The sequence below is a fragment of the Acinetobacter sp. YT-02 genome (assembly GCF_002412355.1).
Classification (GTDB): Bacteria; Pseudomonadota; Gammaproteobacteria; order Pseudomonadales; family Moraxellaceae; genus Acinetobacter; species Acinetobacter towneri.
The window spans coordinates 1-19439 of record NZ_NOZT01000060.1; the positions used below are offsets into that span (position 1 = coordinate 1).

16 protein-coding genes are annotated in these 19439 nt (G+C 42.2%); 10 read left to right on the forward strand and 6 right to left on the reverse strand.

The genetic code is table 11. The features are described 5' to 3' along the window. Positions 1-139 precede the first annotated feature (139 nt). From lolA to rplU, 3 genes are all read right to left on the reverse strand, one after another. A complete protein-coding gene (lolA, locus tag CF596_RS13045) occupies positions 140-838 on the reverse strand; it encodes an outer membrane lipoprotein chaperone LolA (protein ID WP_096902723.1) in 699 nt (232 codons plus the stop codon). Between the two features lie 230 nt (positions 839-1068). Next, complete coding sequence (gene rpmA, locus CF596_RS13050) at positions 1069-1323, reverse strand: 50S ribosomal protein L27 (protein WP_004760935.1); 255 nt, start codon at positions 1321-1323, stop codon at positions 1069-1071. A 19-nt stretch (positions 1324-1342) separates the two neighbouring features. Continuing rightward, positions 1343-1654 carry a 50S ribosomal protein L21 gene (rplU, locus tag CF596_RS13055; RefSeq protein ID WP_004972275.1) on the reverse strand — a complete coding sequence of 104 codons (312 nt, stop codon included), beginning with the start codon at positions 1652-1654 and terminating at the stop codon, positions 1343-1345. Positions 1655-2126: 472 nt separating this feature from the next. Here rplU and sdsA point away from each other — a divergent pair, with 472 nt between their 5' ends. From sdsA to CF596_RS13095, 8 genes are all read left to right on the forward strand, one after another. Beyond that, positions 2127-3104 (forward strand): All-trans-nonaprenyl-diphosphate synthase, encoded by a 978-nt coding sequence (sdsA, locus tag CF596_RS13060; protein ID WP_096902724.1) that lies wholly within the window; start codon positions 2127-2129, stop codon positions 3102-3104. Between the two features lie 12 nt (positions 3105-3116). Further along, positions 3117-5177, forward strand: a complete 2061-nt coding sequence (locus CF596_RS13065) for a site-specific recombinase (RefSeq protein ID WP_004972279.1) — start codon at positions 3117-3119, stop codon at positions 5175-5177. A gap of 142 nt (positions 5178-5319) precedes the next feature. Continuing rightward, positions 5320-5937: a phosphatase PAP2 family protein gene (locus CF596_RS13070; protein ID WP_004972280.1), complete on the forward strand. Its 618-nt coding sequence runs from the start codon at positions 5320-5322 to the stop codon at positions 5935-5937. 21 nt (positions 5938-5958) lie between these two features. After that, positions 5959-7209, forward strand: coding sequence for an efflux RND transporter periplasmic adaptor subunit (locus CF596_RS13075; protein WP_096902725.1), 1251 nt, complete (start codon positions 5959-5961; stop codon positions 7207-7209). 13 nt (positions 7210-7222) lie between these two features. Next, positions 7223-10402 (forward strand): efflux RND transporter permease subunit, encoded by a 3180-nt coding sequence (locus tag CF596_RS13080; RefSeq protein WP_004972283.1) that lies wholly within the window; start codon positions 7223-7225, stop codon positions 10400-10402. Beyond that, positions 10402-11847 (forward strand): multidrug efflux RND transporter AdeIJK outer membrane channel subunit AdeK, encoded by a 1446-nt coding sequence (gene adeK, locus CF596_RS13085; protein WP_096902726.1) that lies wholly within the window; start codon positions 10402-10404, stop codon positions 11845-11847. The genes CF596_RS13080 and adeK overlap by 1 nt, the downstream gene beginning before the upstream one ends. 152 nt (positions 11848-11999) lie before the next feature. Continuing rightward, on the forward strand, positions 12000-12356 hold the full coding sequence (locus CF596_RS13090) for a YbjQ family protein (RefSeq protein ID WP_004972285.1): 357 nt from the start codon (positions 12000-12002) through the stop codon (positions 12354-12356). 31 nt (positions 12357-12387) lie between these two features. Next, positions 12388-12849 carry a heavy metal-binding domain-containing protein gene (locus CF596_RS13095; protein WP_096902727.1) on the forward strand — a complete coding sequence of 154 codons (462 nt, stop codon included), beginning with the start codon at positions 12388-12390 and terminating at the stop codon, positions 12847-12849. A gap of 27 nt (positions 12850-12876) precedes the next feature. Here CF596_RS13095 and CF596_RS13100 read toward each other — a convergent pair whose 3' ends face one another. The 3 genes from CF596_RS13100 to CF596_RS13110 form a co-directional block, all read right to left on the reverse strand. Further along, on the reverse strand, positions 12877-13611 hold the full coding sequence (locus CF596_RS13100) for a hypothetical protein (RefSeq protein WP_096902728.1): 735 nt from the start codon (positions 13609-13611) through the stop codon (positions 12877-12879). A 115-nt stretch (positions 13612-13726) separates the two neighbouring features. Further along, positions 13727-14533, reverse strand: coding sequence for an SDR family NAD(P)-dependent oxidoreductase (locus tag CF596_RS13105; RefSeq protein ID WP_096902729.1), 807 nt, complete (start codon positions 14531-14533; stop codon positions 13727-13729). 42 nt (positions 14534-14575) lie between these two features. Continuing rightward, a complete protein-coding gene (locus tag CF596_RS13110; RefSeq protein WP_004972289.1) occupies positions 14576-15244 on the reverse strand; it encodes a hypothetical protein in 669 nt (222 codons plus the stop codon). Between the two features lie 251 nt (positions 15245-15495). On the opposite strand from CF596_RS13110, the gene CF596_RS13115 reads away from it, so the two are divergent. Both CF596_RS13115 and CF596_RS13120 read left to right on the forward strand, forming a co-directional pair. Continuing rightward, complete coding sequence (locus CF596_RS13115; protein ID WP_096902730.1) at positions 15496-18390, forward strand: valine--tRNA ligase; 2895 nt, start codon at positions 15496-15498, stop codon at positions 18388-18390. Between the two features lie 135 nt (positions 18391-18525). Continuing rightward, positions 18526-19332 (forward strand): hypothetical protein, encoded by an 807-nt coding sequence (locus tag CF596_RS13120; RefSeq protein ID WP_096902731.1) that lies wholly within the window; start codon positions 18526-18528, stop codon positions 19330-19332. Positions 19333-19439 lie beyond the last annotated feature (107 nt).

The following is a 19439-nucleotide window of genomic DNA, read 5'->3' on the forward strand; positions in this document are numbered from 1 at the left end:
TATTCAATAGATGAACTGAATGAAATCGCAACCATTGCACTAGGTACCTAAAGATGTGTAGATACCTATGCCCTGTGGGAGAAGGCTAGGATAAGGAATAACAAATTATGCTTTTAAAAGAATGTATGAAAACATTCAATTATTGATCAATAATGTCCGTGCCTTTTGGTGGAGTAAAATTAAAAGTTGAGGCTGGTATCGCCGCATTGACTTTTACATTATTAAAGCGCACATGCGTGGTTTGTCCCAATGAGTCCTGTAAAATCATTAAGGTTGGCGCGTTACGCGCACCAAAACTAATGGTTAAACTCTGAAATACGCCATCATCACTTTTTGGGTATAAGGTGTAATAAGTCTTTGACTTATTCGGCTGGGTCACACGATACGACTGCATGATTTGATTGGTATTGCCCGAAAGCAACAACGCAGGCGTATTTGCCACTTGATCATCTAGGCTTTGGCGTACAGCTTGTTGTAAGTCTGGGTCATAAATCCATACGGTTTTACCCGTAGTCACAATTGTTTGTTTGGCTGGACTGGTGGTTTCCCAAAAGAATTTACCCGGACGCTCAACTTTCATAACCCCTTTAAAATTCTGGTTCATGTGCTGTGCCGATAAACCACGGTTTGGCAAAGCCTTGCCATTATTGCTGACTTTGGTGGTTTGCTCAAAATTGGCGGTAAAACTTTTAATACCATTCAATTGTTTAACAAGGTTTGCTGTCGCTTGTTGCTCCGATGCTGCCACTGGCGCAGCAAACACTGTAGTACTCATGATTGGCGCTAAAGTGGTTGCACCTAATGCCACAGCACACATCGTTTTACGAAGCATATTCATAGATTCACCTTTTTATATTTGCTCAATCGCAATGTTTTGGATGTCCCATCTTAAACCAATTTCTGGCGCTAATATGATAGAAAATAAGAAGTTTTGTATGCTTATTAATATAAAATGTAGAAATTTATCCATCATGATGAAGAACTAAAAGTTATCCTTTGACCCTAATTTTCCATCATACAAGCATAAAAAAACCCACAATCACTTGTGGGTTTTTTCACTATTTCAGCTTACGCTTCAACAGATACGTAGCGACGGCCAAATTGACCTTTCACTTCGAATTTTACTACGCCGTCAGCAGTAGCAAATAAAGTATGGTCACGGCCCATACCTACGTTTGCACCAGCGTGGAATTCTGTACCACGTTGACGAACGATGATGTTACCAGCAGTTACAGTTTGACCACCGTAAACTTTAACACCTAACATCTTAGGATTCGAATCACGACCGTTCTTAGTCGATCCACCGGCTTTTTTAGTTGCCATGTCTATTTACTCCTAGTGATTAGCCTGCAATACCAGTAATTTTCAACTCGGTAAACCATTGACGGTGACCTTGTTGCTTACGGTAGTGTTTACGACGACGCATTTTAACAATACGGATTTTGTCGTGACGACCATGACCAACCACTTCTGCAGTTACTTTAGCGCCAGCAACAACTGGAGCACCGATTTGAACGTTGTCACCGTTTACAACCATTAATACGTCATCAAACGTAATAGTTGCGCCAGTTTCAGCTTTCAATAATTCAACTTTAAGGGTTTCACCCTCAACAACACGGTGCTGTTTACCACCGCTTTGGATTACTGCGTACATAATGTACTCCAAACATGCCCGTGTCGTCGTGCCGATAAAGGGATATATCGATCTTAAAACGAACGCCACTGGGGGTTATTCAAGGGCAAAGATTTTAAGCGATATTCGCACAAACAACAAGCCATTTACGGCAATTATTGCACAACAAGGTTGATTATTTAATACCCAGCCGCGTAAATGACTTTCTGCAGCCTCATCCATATTCAATGGATCAATCAATACAGACAGATTGTGTTGGCGTAAACTGCTGTGCTTGTTAAAATCATGCCCAACTTGAGCAAATAACTGAATTCACCCACAAAGTTATTGACTTCGTTTTCTAGTAGAATTAACAATTACAGCATTTGGCAGGTGCCTAACTATTGCATTCATTGCGTTATTTTCGCAGACTTAAGCAGTTTTCTTGGCTGTAACATAAGTTACAACTGATTCAACTAAGTTGTCATTCAATATTATTGAGGTTTCTCTTCACATGACCATCGACTTTAAGCAAGACATTCTCGCCCCTGTTGCTTCTGATTTTGCCGCGATGGATACATTTATTAATGAAGGGATTACCTCTAAAGTCGCGTTAGTGATGGCGGTTAGTAAGCATGTGGTCGAAGCTGGCGGTAAGCGCATGCGTCCAATTATGTGCTTACTTGCTGCCAAAGCTTGTGGTGCAGAAGATTTAGAGCGTCAACGTAAACTGGCTGCAATTATTGAAATGCTGCATACCGCAACTTTGGTGCATGATGATGTGGTGGATGAGTCTGGTTTACGTCGTGGTCGACCTACTGCTAACGCCACTTGGAATAACCAAACAGCGGTTTTAGTCGGTGACTTTTTAATCTCCCGCGCCTTTGACTTATTGGTCGATTTAAACGATTTGGTATTGCTAAAAGACTTTTCTACAGGGACTTGTGAAATTGCCGAAGGTGAAGTTTTACAATTACAGGCACAGCATCAACCCGACACCACAGAACAAATTTATTTAGACATTATTCACGGCAAAACTTCACGTTTATTTGAACTTGCCACCGAAGGTGCAGCAATTTTAACAGGCACGCCACAGTACCGCGAGCCGTTGCGTTTATTTGCAGGACACTTTGGCAATGCCTTCCAAATTATTGATGATATTTTAGATTACACATCAGACGCTGAAACATTAGGTAAAAATATTGGCGATGATTTAATGGAAGGCAAACCAACTTTGCCTTTAATCTCTGCATTAAGAAATACCACTGGCGAACAACACCAAATTATTCGTCGCAGTATTGCGACAGGTGGTACTTCTGACCTCGATCAGGTTATTGCCATTGTGCAGTCCTCTGGCGCTCTCGATTATTGCCGCCAACGTGCCACAGAAGAAACTAAAGCCGCTATTGCCGCTTTAGAAGCACTGCCAGACTCGGAGTATCGTCAGGCCTTAAAGAATTTAGCCTTATTGGCTTTACATCGCATTCAATAATTTAAGCAGCTTATGCATATAAAACTCAACGATTTATTTAGAAAAATGCAAGAACAGCTGGATACACCAAAAGCTGTTCTGGATGAAAATCTGCTGATTGAACTGGTCAATCGTATCCGTCCAAGTGACACTCAAGATTTAGAAGAAACTCATCAAAAGTTTCAAGCTTTCTTACAAGCCTTGCTGCTGACACCCGATGCCAGCTCAACCTTGCAACATTTTGTTTTACGTCTAATCAATCAATACAAACAAACCAGTTTATATGCCGACACGGGAATTTTATCGCTCGATGGTTTTTGGAATCAGTTGTTTCAGCGTTTGGGCGCGCACTTTTTACCGCTGATTAATGATGAAAGCCAACTGCAAGATTTAGTCCGTCGAGTTTTTCCACTACGTAGTGATAAATACTGGCTCGACAATATTGAAGATACCGAATGGCAGCAATTATTTACTTTACTGAATCGCGGACATGGCGGACAAACACAAAAACGCCTGATTCGCAGTGAAATTATTAAAGCTCTAACAGTGCTGTCATATCGGGTCAGCGGCATTGGTTTATATCCTGAATTTATTAGTGCCTATCCTGAACTAAGTGAATATGATTCACCTTTTTTGGCACAAAACCGCGAAATCAACGAGTTTATTCAGCTTTATAAAGTTGCCGATCAACAACACGATCAAATCAGTGCCATTCAACCACCCGATGCCTCTCAAGCTTTGGTGATGATTGACCAATGTCATGATGTCAGCAGTAAAATTCGTCGTGCCACCAAACGAACTGGCGTCAGCATCAGTCTGACCTACTTATTGTCTTTACTTGAACAATGTTTAGAGCGGATTGAACTGTTGCTGAATTTAATCGTGGCGCAAGACAAAGTCCGTTATGTTTCGGCAGGACAATTACTGGTAGATGTAACTGCGGCATTGTATAGCGAACGCAGTGTACGCTCCTTGCTTGCAGAAAACAGTGAGTTAATTGCCTTACAAGTCACTGAAAATGCCAGTAAAACGGGTGAGCATTATGTAAGTACCGACAAAGACGGCTTTTGGGGCATGTATAAAGCTGCGGCAGGTGCAGGTGTTTTAATTGCCACGATGGCGACTTTAAAAACCCTCGCCTCGCGTTTAGTGCTCGCTCCGATGATGCAGGCCATCATCAACAGCATGATTTATTCATTTGGTTTTATGCTGATTCATGTCTTGCACTTTACTGTTGCCACCAAACAACCCGCAATGACTGCTGCAGCATTGGCTTCTACGGTACAGCATCGTAAAGGCTCTAAAATGGCACAAATTGCCGAACTTGCTGCCTTAATTATTAATATTATCCGCACGCAGTTCGTCGCCATTTTGGGCAATATCTCGATTGCCATTCCAGTCGCAGCCTTAATTGCGTTTAGTTGGGATGCCATGTTGCATGAACCGTTGATGTCACATGCCAAAGCATCCAATATGCTGCACGACTTGAATCCGTTTACTTCACTTGCCATTCCACATGCCGCCATTGCAGGGGTATTTTTATTTCTGTCTGGTTTGATTGCAGGTTATTTCGATAACATGGCGGTGTATCGTAAAGTCGGGCCGCGCTTAAAAGCTCATCTGCATTTAAAGAAGTTACTCGGACAAGAACGTCTCAATATATTTGCCAATTATATAGAACGAAACTTAGGGGCTTTGGCAGGTAATTTCCTGTTCGGGATTATGCTCGGCAGTACCGCTACGCTGGGTTATATTTTGGGTTTACCGATTGATATTCGCCACATTGCCTTCGCTTCTGCCAACTTTATTCAGGGTTTAATGAATATTAATGGCTCACCTGAAATTGGCCTGATTATTGTGTCCTTTTTAGGCGTACTGCTAATTGGTTTAACCAACTTATTTGTCAGCTTTACTTTAACCATTATTGTGGCATTGCGTGCGCGTCGGGTACGTTTTGAACAGTGGAAACCTTTGGCAAAATTGGTGCTGACTCACTTCTTAACCCGTCCAAGTGATTTCTTTTGGCCACCGAAACAACCAATTACAGTGGATGACGATTCATCCTCAAATACTGAACGAAATGCTAAAATTTAGTGCACATTTACATTGCGCACAAAGTAACAAAAAAAGAAATTCTTCTCATTTACATTGGCTTGAAATAAAGTGTACTGACTAGTACACTTTATTCCATTCATCAACCGTGCTCAAATCGGTTAAACTTACAGGGATTTTTAGCATGCCTAAAATACTGCTTTATCTCGGTAGTTTACTATTTATAATCAGTGTGTTAGTGCTAAACATTCCAAGTTGGCAACAATTTGATGTTGCCAGTGTGGAGTTTTTAAGTACCCAGCGCACCGCACATTTGAATCAATTGGCAATCACACTTTCTGTATTAGGTGGCATGCCATTTGTATTATTTTTAACCTGCCTATGGTGTTTCTATTTGGCATGGTATAAAAAATACACAAAAATTGTTTTTATCAGTGTAGGACTGGTCGTAAGTATTGCGCTTTCATGGCTGCTCAAATACCTATTCGCGCGACCTCGCCCGCCTGAAGCATTGCATTTGGTGGAAACTTTTGGCGCATCATTTCCAAGCGCTCATAGTTTTTATGCTGCAACTTTAGGTTGTTTGGTGATTTACCTGAGTTTGCAACATCCAGCGCATAAAATTTTGTCTGTGTGCGCGTGGTTATGGATGTTGCTGATGGGCATTTCCCGTGTGTATCTGGGAGTGCACTATCCTTCAGATGTCCTCTCTGGTTGGAGCATAAGTTTTATTTGGATCACATTGTGGTATCTGTTTTGCGCTCAATATCTGCAAGACAAACCAATACATAAGTTTAGATAAAAATCTAATAGAGGTGAAAGAATGATGTCTGCAAAGCTTTGGGCTCCTGCCCTGACTGCTTGCGCATTAGCCACAAGTTTAGCACTTGTGGGTTGTAGCAAAGATCCAAAAGATGCACAGCAAGCAGGTGCAGCTCAGCAAATGCCACCGACTGAGGTTGGCGTACTGGTGGCACAGCCACAAAGCGTGGAACAGTCTGTAGAACTGTCTGGACGTACCACAGCCTTTGAAATTTCAGAAGTTCGCCCACAAACCAGTGGTGTGGTTCTGAAACGTTTATTTACCGAAGGCAGCTACGTGCGTGAGGGTCAGGCGCTTTATGAAATTGACTCACGTACCAACCGTGCCAGTCTAGACAGTAGCCGTGCAGCACTCACCCGCCAGCAAGCGCAATTGAATGTGTTACGCATTAAAGAAGGTCGTTACCGTCAGTTGGTAGGCAGCAATGCAATCTCTAAACAAGAATATGATGACATTGTGGCACAGGTAAAACTCGCCGAAGCCGATGTTGCTGCGACTCAAGCAGAAGTACGCAATGCCGAAATTAACCTAGGCTATTCGACTGTACGTGCCCCAATTTCAGGGCAAACTAACCGCTCTACTGTGACTGCAGGTGCATTGGTTACGGCTAGTCAGGCGGAACCGTTGGTGACGATTCAACGCTTAGACCCAATTTATGTAGACATCAATCAGTCCAGCGCAGAGTTACTACGTTTACGTCAGCAATTGAGTCAAGGTAGTTTAAATAGCAGCAACAACACCAAAGTAAAATTAAAACTTGAAGATGGCAGCTACTACCCTGTTGAAGGTCGTTTGGCTTTTTCTGATGCCAGCGTGAACCCAGAAACAGGCACCGTGACTTTACGCGCCGTGTTCCCAAATTCAAATCATTTATTATTGCCGGGTATGTTTGCCACTGCGCAAATTGTGCAAGGTGTGATTCCTAACGCAATCTTAATTCCACAAGCTGCGATTAGCCGTACCCCAACAGGTCAGGCAATGGCAATGATTGTGAATGCCAAAGGTATTGTTGAACCGCGTCCTGTGACCACAGTTGGTACGCAAGGCAGCAACTGGATTGTGACTGAAGGTTTGCAAACTGGCGATAAAGTGATTGTCGAAGGTATTGCCAAAGTAAAACCTGAACAGCAAGTGGTCGCTAAGCCGTATCAACCGCAAGGCGCTGCACCTGCTGCACCAGCAAAATCGGGGGATGCCAAACCAGCCTCAGAAGCCCAAGCAACTGAATCAAAAGCTACTTCAAATACATAAGGAGTAGACGTTAATGGCTCACTTTTTTATTCATCGCCCCATTTTTGCATGGGTGATTTCATTGGTAATCATGTTGGCGGGGATTATTACCCTCACCAATATGCCAATTGCCCAATATCCGACCATTGCACCGCCAACGGTCACCATTGCTGCAACCTATCCGGGTGCATCTGCTGAAACTGTGGAAAACACAGTAACGCAAATTATTGAACAACAAATGAACGGCTTGGATGGTCTGCGCTATATTTCATCCAACAGTGCGGGGAACGGTTCTGCATCCATTACGTTAAACTTTGAACAAGGTATCGACCCAGATATTGCACAGGTTCAAGTACAGAACAAATTGCAATCTGCTACGGCGCTCTTGCCTGATGATGTGCAACGTCAAGGCGTGAAAGTGACCAAATCAGGAGCGAGCTTCTTACAGGTTCTCGCTTTTTATTCACCTGATGAAAGCCTGTCTGCCGATGATATTAAAGACTATGTTAACTCTAACATTTCTGAACCGCTGAGCCGTGTTGCAGGTGTGGGTGAAGTACAAGTCTTTGGTGGCTCATACGCGATGCGTATTTGGATGGACCCTGCCAAAATGGCGAGCTTGCAAGTCACACCAAGTGATATTGCTCAAGCGATTCGTACCCAAAACGCACAGGTTGCGGTAGGTCAATTGGGCGGCGCACCTGCAATTCAAGGTCAGGCTTTGAATGCTACAGTAACTGCGCAAAGCTTGCTGCAAACACCTGAACAATTCAGCAATATTTTTCTAAAAAATACCGCTTCAGGCGCTCAAGTGCGCTTGGGTGATGTGGCACGAATTGAACTTGGTGCAGACAACTATCAGTTTATTTCTAAATACAACGGCAAGCCTGCGGGCGGTGTCGCAATTAAATTATCTACAGGTGCTAACGCCCTAGATACTGCTGCTGCTGTGGAAGAACGCCTCAAGCAATTACGTCCTAACTACCCTGCGGGTTTAAAGGATGAGTTGGCTTTTGATACCACGCCATTTATTGAACTTTCGATTAAGAGTGTTGTTAAAACCTTAATTGAAGCGATCATTTTGGTCTTTATTGTGATGTTCCTGTTCTTGCAGAACTGGCGCGCCACAATTATTCCAACTATGGCCGTACCTGTGGTGGTACTGGGTACCTTTGCCGTGATCAACATGTTTGGCTTCTCGATTAACACCCTGACCATGTTTGCCATGGTACTGGCGATTGGTCTATTGGTCGATGACGCAATTGTCGTGGTGGAAAACGTAGAACGTGTCATGGTCGAAGAACATCTTGACCCTGTGGCGGCGACTGAAAAGTCGATGAAACAGATTTCAGGCGCACTGATCGGGATTACCTCGGTATTGTCTGCGGTATTCGTACCTATGGCATTCTTTGGTGGGACTACAGGCGTTATTTATCGTCAATTCTCAATTACGCTTGTGACTGCAATGGTGTTGTCACTGGTCGTAGCGTTGACCTTTACCCCTGCCCTATGTGCCACGATTCTTAAACAACACGATCCAAACAAGCCTGAAAGCAACGGTATTTTTGCGCGTTTCTTCCGCTGGTTTAACCGCAGTTTCGATAAGCTCTCGGTTAAATATCAAGGTGGTGTTAACCGCATGACGCATCATAAAATCTTCTCGGGGGTTTTATATGCAGTGGTACTGGGCATTATTGTGTTAGTGTTCCAAAAACTACCATCATCATTCTTGCCTGATGAAGATCAGGGCGTGGTGATGACATTGGTACAACTCCCACCAAATGCAACTTTGGAACGTACTGACGCCACCATGACCAGCATGACCAACTTTTTCAGAGAAAATGAAAAAGAGCATGTGCAGTCGGTATTTAGTGTTTCAGGCTTCTCTTTCTCAGGCGTTGGTCAAAACGCAGGTATGGCGTTCATTAAGTTAAAAGACTGGAGTGAGCGTACAAGCCCTGAATCTCAAGTTGGTGCAATTATCCAGCGTGGTATGGCACTGAACATGATTGTGAAAGATGCCACTTACATCATGCCATTACAGCTTCCTGCGATGCCAGAATTAGGTGTCAGCTCAGGCTTTAACTTGCAACTGAAAGATGCTGCGGGCAATGGTCATGAAAAACTCACCATGGCACGTAATATTGTGTTGGGTGAAGCATCTAAAGACCCTCGCTTAATGGGCGTACGTCCAAATGGTCAAGAAGATACACCACAGTACCGTATTATTATTGACCAAGCGCAAGCAGGTGCGGCAGGTGTCAGCATTGCTGAAATCAACAGCACCATGGGCATGGCTTGGGGTGGTTCGTACATCAATGACTTTATTGACCGTGGTCGCGTGAAAAAAGTCTATGTGCAAGCCGAATCTGATTCACGCATGATGCCTGAAGACCTGAACAAGTGGTATGTCCGCAACAACCGTGGTGAAATGGTGCCATTCTCAGCCTTTGCAACAGGCGAATGGACTTATGGTTCACCTCGTTTGGAACGCTATAACGGCGTATCTGCCAAGAACATTCAGGGTGCGCCTGCGCCAGGTGTCAGCTCTGGTGAAGCCATGCAAGCGATGGAAGAAATTGTCGCAAAACTACCATCTATGGGCTTAAACGGCTTTGACTATGAATGGACAGGTTTATCACTTGAAGAGCGTGAATCTGGCGATCAGGCACCATTCCTCTATGCACTGTCATTACTGATTGTATTCTTGTGTTTGGCAGCCTTGTATGAAAGCTGGTCTATTCCATTCTCGGTGCTGTTGGTGGTACCGTTGGGTATTGTCGGAGCATTATTGCTCACCTTCGGGGGCATGATCTTGTTCAAAAACCCGAACCTATCCAACAACATTTACTTCCAAGTGGCAATTATTGCCGTGATTGGTTTATCAGCCAAAAACGCGATTTTGATTGTGGAATTTGCCAAAGAGCTACAAGAAAAAGGTGAAGACCTGTTTGAAGCGACCTTGCATGCTGCAAAAATGCGTTTACGCCCAATCATTATGACCACTTTGGCCTTTGGTTTTGGTGTATTGCCGCTTGCACTTTCATCAGGTGCGGGTGCAGGTAGCCAACACTCAGTAGGTTATGGTGTGTTAGGTGGTGTGATTAGCTCAACCTTGTTAGGGATCTTCTTTATTCCTGTATTCTATGTCTGGATTAGAAGTATCTTTAAATACAAACCAAAACAACAAAATAATCAGGAGCATGTATCGTGATGCAAAACTTATGGTCGCATACAGGCCGTGGTATTGCGGTTTCTGCCCTCGCGCTTGCTTTGACAGCTTGTCAAAGTATGCGTGGGCCAGAGCCCGTCGCTCAGGCAAGTATTCCAAGCAGCTATACTGCTGCTGCATCGGGTACTTCAGTGGCTGAACAAGGTTATAAAGATTTCTTTGCCGATCAACGCTTATTACAAGTTTTGGATATGGCATTGAACAATAACCGTGATTTACGCACAGCGACGCTGAATATCCAACGTGCCCAACAAGCCTATCAAATTACCGAAAACAACCAGTTACCTACCATTGGTGCTAGCGGTGGCGTACTGCGTCAAGATCAAGGTACTGCTTTAGGCACACACACACGCTATAACGTTGGTTTAGGTGTAACTGCCTACGAACTAGATTTTTGGGGTCGTGTACGCAGCTTAAAAGACAATGCATTAGATAACTTCTTGGCAACTCAAAGCTCGCGTGATGCCACACAAATTGCCTTGATTGGTCAGGTGGCGCAAGCATGGCTAAACTATTCTTTTGCCAATGCCAATTTAAAACTGGCAGACCAAACCTTAAAAACACAGCTTGAGTCTTATAACCTCAACAAAAAGCGTTTTGATGTCGGCATTGATAGTGAATTACCTGTCCGTCAGGCACAAATTTCAGTTGAAACTGCACGTAATGATGTCGCCAACTACAAAACCCAAGTCGCGCAAGCACAAAACTTGCTGAACTTGTTGGTGGGCGAACAAGTTCCAAGTGCGTTATTGCCAACGCAACGTGTGACGCGCATTACCAAAACTACCGCAATTGACGCTGGTTTACCAAGTGACTTGCTGAATAACCGTCCTGATATTCGTACTGCAGAGTATCGACTATCGGCTGCGGGTGCCAATATTGGTGCAGCAAAAGCACGTTTATTCCCAAGCATTAGCCTCACGGGCAATGCAGGCTATGCATCAACTGACTTGAGTGATTTGTTTAAATCAGGCAGTTTTGTTTGGGCAGTGGGCCCGAGCATCGACTTGCCAATTTTTGATTGGGGCACACGCCAAGCCAACATCAAAATTTCAGAAACGGATCAACAAATTGCTTTGGCTGACTATGAAAAATCAATTCAGTCTGCATTCCGTGAAGTGAATGATGCTTTGGCAGTTCGTCAAAATATTGGTGATCGTTTAGCGGCACAAAAACGCTTGGTTGATGCGACCAATACCACTTATAAATTATCTAATGCACGCTTCCGCGCAGGCATTGACAACTATTTAACCGTGTTGGATGCACAGCGTACGTCTTATGCAGCAGAACAAGGTTTATTGTTGTTGGAACAAGCCAATTTGAACAATCAGGTGGAGTTGTATAAATCTTTGGGTGGCGGTGTGAAAGCCAACACTTCAGATGCTACTTTGCAACCTGCATCATCGGCAGAACGTAAAGCGCAATAAGCCTTTGCGTCTACCTTAAATTTGCTGCTTAACAGCTCAATACATACAGACACATACAGACTAAATCAGCTCACTTCGGTGGGCTTTTTTATTGCTTTTTGCCAGTACATTTCATATCTTCAATACGTCTTGTTTTTAAATATTAGAATCTTATGTTGCTCAGTAATCTTGAATCTGTACCAGGTCATCGTATTTCACGGCAAATTGATGTGGTCTATGGCAGCACCGTACGCAGTAAGCATGTGGGGCGTGACTTCTTGGCAGGACTCAAAAATATTGTCGGTGGTGAATTAACGGCTTATACCGAATTACTAGAAGAATCACGCCAAGAAGCGATGGATCGTATGATTGCAAAAGCACGTGGTTTAGGTGCCAATGCTATTGTTGGGATTCGCTTTTCTACCTCGAACATTGCCCAAGGTGCTTCGGAATTATTTGTTTACGGTACAGCAGTGGTGGTCGAGGCAGATATTCCTAAACTTCCAGACCCATTTCCAGCATCACACTAAAGTAAAGATTATTGGACAGGAATAACATCACATGGATAATTTAATTCTGCAAATTGTTGTCTTTGCGATTTTATTTGCTGTAGGCTTTGGTTTTGGGCGACGCAACGAACGCAAGCATTTCAAATATTTAGCCGAGCAAGAACTGCGTTTAAGCTATATTCAGATTGATAATAACCGCTTCCAGACCAGTCCCAATTTTGGGCAATTGATACATAGTAATGTGGTCATTTCTCACGATTATTTTAAGTTTGTGATTGCCAATATTCAGAACTTCTTTGGCGGGCGTTTGACCTGTTATGAAAGTATTGTCGAGCGGGCGCGTCGTGAAGCCATCGTCCGTTTAAAATTAGAAGCTGAAAAAATGGGCGCAAATCATATTATGGGGCTGCGTTTAAGCACCACAGAATTGGGGATGCAAGGCGGCATGGTCGAAGTCTTTGCTTATGGAACGGCGGTTCAAAATAGCGTTAGTCAATTCTCTGCAAAACGCTGAGTACATCTTTCAGCGTTTGTAAAGAATTTAGTATAAATACTGATCTCGATAAGGCTGAGGAATTTGATATTGCCGACCATCAAATTTTAAAGTGAAACGCTGTTGAGTAGACACTCGTTTAGTTTCTTTGCAATTTTCTAAATCGCCCGACATTTCATAATGTTGAATACGATCACGTAATTGCATATCAAAATATTGTCGAGTTGTATTTCGCAAGATCATTAAAATAGCTTTGCTTTCTATTACTTTGGCATTACAACGTGTATCGGTTTCTGCCTGATAGCGCGCTACGATTAAGCCGTTTAAAATTTTCTTGTTATGTTGTAAATCATATAAATCGAGTACTTGCGCCGAAAAAGGATTGGCACTTGAACGTCCTGCATAATTCCTTCTTAAACCAATTGCCCTTAAGCTTTCAGAAACTTGATACGGCGCCAAATCTAAATGGATAGAACGCAGTTCAATTGCATCTGAAGGCAAAAGCTCTTTCACGTGATAGATTGAATGAAGCTTTTGCGTTTTACTATTTACGGTTAAAAAAGTCAGCTGATAATCATCTACAGGTTGATCATCTTTTGTCTGAGTTTCAGCATAAGCAATTAAAGTTTGTTCAGTAACATTGGGGAAATCTGCACAAGCCAAAAAGTCCTCATTCACTGTGGTTGTATTTGTGTGCTGTCGTAAAATCTTTTCAATATATTCAGGTTGTTTACACAACGAATCATCGTTTGTTTGTAATTTGGCAAATGTCGTTTGAGTCATCCCTAAGAAAGCGAAAAGCCACGCGCTGATAAAAAAAAACCTTTCATTATTAAACGCATGGCTCATCCTTCTTTTTGTTTTTATTATTTTATTTTGAAGTCACTTTGATTAAAAATTACTTCACTTTGGTTTTACGAATCATTTTATATAAAGTACTTGGCGATAAACGCGACACCAACACGCCCAGTTTTTCTTTAGCGCCCCCGACCACGATATATTCATCGCCTGCCATGAGTGCTTTAACTGTATTTTTAGCAAAAACATCGGCATCTAAACCATTTTCAATGGCTTCATCTTGATGTCCTTGTGGTTTGCCTTCACCATTCAACGCATTAAAAGACACCTTGGTATTCACAAATCCTGGGAAAACAACTGAAACCTGTACGCCCTGCTCCGCTACTTCGGCACGCAAACTATTCGCCCACATGTGAATGGCACTTTTCGCTGCAGAATATGACGCGCGATATTGCGTACCCAATAATGCTGCAACACTAGATACAAAAATAATGCGACCATGTTTTTGCTGTAAAAAGGTCGGCAAGACAGTTTTGGTCAGAAAGACCTGAGAGAAATAATCCACTTCCATAATGGTGCGTTCAGTCTGCATAGTGGTATCGGCAATTAAAGCGCGCTGACTTAAACCTGCATTATTAATTAGCCAGTCAATGCGTCCTTTACGTGCCAAAACTTGTTCATACGCATGTAACACCTGACTTTCATTGGTAATATCTGCACATACAGAAAGATGACGTTCAGGATTCAGCAAACTCACGCGTACTTTTTCAAGTTCTTCATAACGACGTGCGGTTAAAATCACTTGTGCACCTTGTAAAGCACACTCTTTTGCCAATGCCTTACCAATGCCAGAAGATGCACCTGTAATCCACACCACTTTATGTTCCAAGTTTTCCCGTTTTGCCATAACCGTTTGTCCGCGTTATTTAAAAATTTAAGTCATCAAAATTTAAGTCTTAGGTTTTGCAGGATGCTGCAAAAACCCAAGAAAATGGTTTAAATATATCTCTGCACTTTCCAAATCGAATTGCGCACCCATTTTTTCTAGGCGTTTATACCCCAGTTGCGTAGTCAAATGAATCACGCCGTTTAAAGTTTTATCGACCACCAAATTAAATTTCAGCATTTTTTTCGGATCACGAATTAAATAACCCACGCCCTGATCAATAATTTGAGTAAACCCTTTAAATGCAGGCGCAATACATGCACTGTTGCCCTGCCGAATTTGCTCAATACAACCCAACGTTTCTTTCATAACAATACTATCGACAGGATAAGTCACAAAACCTTGCCCTTCCTGCTGATACATCATGCTTGCCAGATAATTCACCATAGGCGTTAAGCGTTCATTGCCAAAAAACGACACCGACCATGGCATATATTTTTGCATGGTTTGTATGACTTGCTGAATAATTTTTTCAGATTCACCATCCAGTGAATGACTAGAACGTGACAATTCACCAAAAAGTTGCTCAATAATTTCACAAGAAATATCGGTCAGTACCGCCCCCAAAGCTTTAGATAAACTTTCCGATTCACCTGCATTGAGTTGTTGATGAATGTGTTGAAATCTTTGATATGTTTCTGGTTTTAATTTTAAAGATACAGCATAAGTCATAACTGAACTTGCCTATTTTGACCGTATTGATGTGTTTTCATCTATTTTAAAATCCATTGCTTAAACCCAGTTTAAAACAGTGTTACAGGCAACGGAGAACTTGAAGTTTTTATCATACTTGTCGCCCATCATACGATGAGTTTGCCCAACTGCCAATTGCGATAAGTTTGGCTGAGTTGAATCTCGCTTAGCGGGCAATTTTTTTGCTACAATAGTTGCAATTTTTTATTCACTTTTAACCTGTTCTTACTATGACTGATTCAGCGCAAAATATTGCTACAACCTACGATCCTACCGAGATCGAGAAAAAATGGTACAAGACTTGGGAAGAAAACGGCTACTTTAAGCCGTCTGAAAAAGGCGAATCATTCTGTATCATGATTCCGCCGCCAAACGTCACAGGTAGCTTGCACATGGGTCATGGTTTTAACAACGCCATTATGGATGCCCTCACGCGCTTTAACCGTATGTCGGGTAAAAATACTTTATGGCAACCGGGTACAGACCACGCGGGTATTGCCACACAAATGGTAGTAGAGCGTCAATTGGGCGCGCAAAATATCAGCCGCCATGACTTAGGTCGTGAAAAATTCATCGAAAAAGTCTGGGAATGGAAAGAACAATCTGGCGGTAACATTACCCGTCAAATCCGCCGTTTAGGTTCTTCGGTAGATTGGTCACGTGAACGCTTCACTATGGACGAAGGCTTATCGAATGCGGTGAAAGAAGTTTTCGTGAAACTACACGAAGAAGGTTTAATTTACCGCGGCAAACGCCTTGTAAACTGGGATCCAAAATTACAAACTGCCCTTTCTGACTTAGAAGTTGAGTCGGATAAAGAAGAACAAGGTTCATTGTGGCACTTCAAATATTTCTTTGAAGATAAATCACTACGCACTCACGATGGTAAAGATCACATTGTAGTGGCAACCACTCGTCCTGAAACATTGCTGGGTGATACTGCGGTTGCGGTTGCCCTTGATGATGAGCGTTACTCGCACCTTGTTGGTCAAAACATCATCCTGCCAATTACAGGTCGTGCGGTTCCAATCGTAAAAGATGAATATGTCGATAAAGAATTTGGTACAGGCTGTGTAAAAATTACCCCTGCACACGACTTCAATGACTATGAAGTGGGTAAACGCTGCGAATTGCCAATCATCAACATCTTCAACAAAAATGCTGAAGTATTGGCTGAGTTTGAATATATTGCGAAAGCAGGCGAACAAATTTCTAAAGCCATTCCTGCACCTGCAGACTACATTGGTTTAGAGCGTTTTGAAGCACGTAAAAAGTTAGTTGAACAGGCTGAAGCAGAAGGCTGGTTAGATCAAATCCAACCGTACACGCTAAAACCACCACGCGGTGACCGTTCAGGCGTGATTGTTGAGCCATTATTGACCGACCAATGGTATGTAAAAATTGCACCGTTGGCGCAGCCTGCAATTGAAGCGGTGCAAGATGGTCGCATCAAGTTCGTGCCTGAACAATACAGCAATATGTATATGGCGTGGATGAACAACATTCAAGACTGGTGTATCTCGCGTCAATTGTGGTGGGGTCACCGTATTCCTGCTTGGTACGATGCTGAAGGCAATGTTTATGTAGGTCGCAACGAAGAAGAAGTTCGTGCGAAAAACAATATCTCTGCCGATGTTCAATTAAACCAAGACGAAGACGTACTGGATACATGGTTCTCCTCTGCACTTTGGACATTCTCGACCTTAGGTTGGACGGGTGATGCCAAGAAAGATGCAGAAAACTACTTCTTAAATACCTTCCACTCCACTGATGTATTGGTGACAGGTTTTGACATCATCTTCTTCTGGGTGGCGCGTATGATCATGATGACCATGCACTTCATGAAGAATGAAGATGGCACGCCACAAGTACCGTTCAAAACAGTTTACGTTCACGGTTTGGTACGTGACAGTGAAGGTCAGAAAATGTCGAAGTCTAAGGGCAACGTGCTTGACCCATTAGACTTGATTGATGGTGTTGATCTTGAAACTTTGGTGCAAAAACGTACGACTGGTTTGATGAACCCGAAACAAGCAGCGAAAATTGAAAAATCGACCCGCAAAGAATTCCCAGAAGGGATTCAGGCGTATGGTACAGATGCGGTTCGTTTTACTTTCTGCGCATTGGCGAACACAGGTCGTGACATCAAATTTGATATGAAACGTGTGGAAGGTTATCGTAACTTTGCCAACAAAATTTGGAATGCTACTCGTTTTGTATTGATGAATGTTGAAGGTCAAACGGTTGGTCAAGAAGCTCGTCAAGACCTTTGGGAGTTGCCTGAACAGTGGATTGTGAGCCGTTTACAAAAGGCGGAGCAAGCTGTTCATCAAGCATTTGCAACTTACCGTTTAGACTTGGCTGCGCAAGCGATTTATGACTTTATTTGGAATGAATACTGCGATTGGTATGTAGAGCTGACCAAACCTGTTCTGAATGATGAGTCTGTTTCTGAAGAACGCAAAGCTGAAGTTCGTCGTGTATTACTTGCGGTGATGGAAGCTTCTTTACGTCTTGCTCATCCAATCATGCCGTACTTGACGGAAGAAATTTGGCAAACCCTTGCGCCAATGATTGGCTTGGGTGGCGAAACCATTATGTTGGCAAACTACCCTGTTGCAGATGAAGCAAAAATCAACGAACAAGCCGAAGCAGATATGCAATGGCTACAAGGTTTGATTGGTGCGGTGCGTAACATTCGTGGTGAGATGGGTCTAGGTAACGCTCGCTTGTTGCCTGTTCTTCTGCAAAACACCACTGAAGCTGAAAAAGCGCAGATCACACGTATTGAAGGCTTATTTAAAGCATTGGCAAAAGTTGAAAGCATCACCTTCTTGACGGATGGCGAACAACCGCCATTGTCTTCATCTTCTGTCGTGGGTCACGTATCTGTATACGTTCCAATGAAGGGCTTAATTGACCCGAAAGCGGAATTGGGTCGCCTACAAAAAGACTTAGACAAAGTTCAAAAGCAGCACGACCAAATTGCGACTAAACTTGCGAATGAAGGTTTTGTGGCGAAAGCACCTGCTGCTGTGGTTGAAGGTGAGAAAGTAAAACTTGCTGAGTTTGCGGATCAGTTAGCGAAGATTAAAGCGAATATGGAGCAGATTGCGGCGCTTTAATGTGTTGTTAGTTTGATCTAATTTGTGTATAAAGGGCTGATTATTCAGTCCTTTATTTTAACTATTTCAATTGTATTATTTATCAAAACCTATAAAATCATTTAGCTATAAATCTAATATTTAATAAAGAGGCGTATGAATTCAGATTTTTTAAAAACAGTTCAAAAATTTTTAGGAATCATTAGCTTCTTTGCTGCTGTAGTTTTAATAGGACTATATTTCTTATTTTCATATCTTCTTAGTAATGATCCATTTTTATGGTCAAAAACTTTTTACTCTCTGGGCAAAGATGTATCTAATGCATTAATCCCAACCTTGATAATTTTGTCTGTATCTTTATTACTATTAAAGTCATTAACAGATTTCTTCGAAAATCAACGTGATGAAAAGTTGATTGACGATATTGCTCGTAGAACATTAGATGAAGTAAAGCCATATTTTAATAATGATTGGAAAACTCAAGATTTTTTCAAGAATAAAAATTGGAAACTCTTATTTCAAAATCATAAAAAGGTTACCGTCGTCACGCATTATTTTGATTCTTGGATATCAAGTCATTCTAAAATTCTAGAAGCTTTCCTAAAAAAAGGAGGCGAATTAGAATTTATCCTTCCTGATGAAAATAATACTGAGCATCTTAAAATTATAGCTAGCCGTTTTAATAAATCCCCTATAGATATAAAAACTAAAATTAATAACTGTAAAACAAAATTAGATGGTATCCATAGAAAATCAAATAAAAAAGGAACAATCAAAATTGTCCACAGCAATAAATTTCATTGGAACTTTTTTATGCTTTTTGATGAAAAGTTACTCATCATTTCTCCATATGAAGGTAATGTTGACGTATCAAGTGATTCACCCGCATTAGAGTTTTCTTTAATAAAAAACGATCAAGTTAAGACTTGTATTTTAAAAGAAATTCAAAGTTTACGTTCTTAAATATCCATCCCCAGCCCTCTCGCCCTCTCTCATAGGGCATAGGTATCTACACATCTTTAGGTACCTAGTGCAATGGTTGCGATTTCATTCAGTTCATCTATTGAATA

Coding starts and splice junctions, on each gene's coding strand:
- lolA (WP_096902723.1), bottom strand. CDS start 838: ATGAATATGCTTCGTAAAACGATGTGTGCTGTGGCATTAGGTGCAACC.
- rpmA (WP_004760935.1), bottom strand. CDS start 1,323: ATGGCAACTAAAAAAGCCGGTGGATCGACTAAGAACGGTCGTGATTCG.
- rplU (WP_004972275.1), bottom strand. CDS start 1,654: ATGTACGCAGTAATCCAAAGCGGTGGTAAACAGCACCGTGTTGTTGAG.
- sdsA (WP_096902724.1), top strand. CDS start 2,127: ATGACCATCGACTTTAAGCAAGACATTCTCGCCCCTGTTGCTTCTGAT.
- CF596_RS13065 (WP_004972279.1), top strand. CDS start 3,117: ATGCATATAAAACTCAACGATTTATTTAGAAAAATGCAAGAACAGCTG.
- CF596_RS13070 (WP_004972280.1), top strand. CDS start 5,320: ATGCCTAAAATACTGCTTTATCTCGGTAGTTTACTATTTATAATCAGT.
- CF596_RS13075 (WP_096902725.1), top strand. CDS start 5,959: ATGATGTCTGCAAAGCTTTGGGCTCCTGCCCTGACTGCTTGCGCATTA.
- CF596_RS13080 (WP_004972283.1), top strand. CDS start 7,223: ATGGCTCACTTTTTTATTCATCGCCCCATTTTTGCATGGGTGATTTCA.
- adeK (WP_096902726.1), top strand. CDS start 10,402: ATGCAAAACTTATGGTCGCATACAGGCCGTGGTATTGCGGTTTCTGCC.
- CF596_RS13090 (WP_004972285.1), top strand. CDS start 12,000: ATGTTGCTCAGTAATCTTGAATCTGTACCAGGTCATCGTATTTCACGG.
- CF596_RS13095 (WP_096902727.1), top strand. CDS start 12,388: ATGGATAATTTAATTCTGCAAATTGTTGTCTTTGCGATTTTATTTGCT.
- CF596_RS13100 (WP_096902728.1), bottom strand. CDS start 13,611: ATGACTCAAACGACATTTGCCAAATTACAAACAAACGATGATTCGTTG.
- CF596_RS13105 (WP_096902729.1), bottom strand. CDS start 14,533: ATGGCAAAACGGGAAAACTTGGAACATAAAGTGGTGTGGATTACAGGT.
- CF596_RS13110 (WP_004972289.1), bottom strand. CDS start 15,244: ATGACTTATGCTGTATCTTTAAAATTAAAACCAGAAACATATCAAAGA.
- CF596_RS13115 (WP_096902730.1), top strand. CDS start 15,496: ATGACTGATTCAGCGCAAAATATTGCTACAACCTACGATCCTACCGAG.
- CF596_RS13120 (WP_096902731.1), top strand. CDS start 18,526: ATGAATTCAGATTTTTTAAAAACAGTTCAAAAATTTTTAGGAATCATT.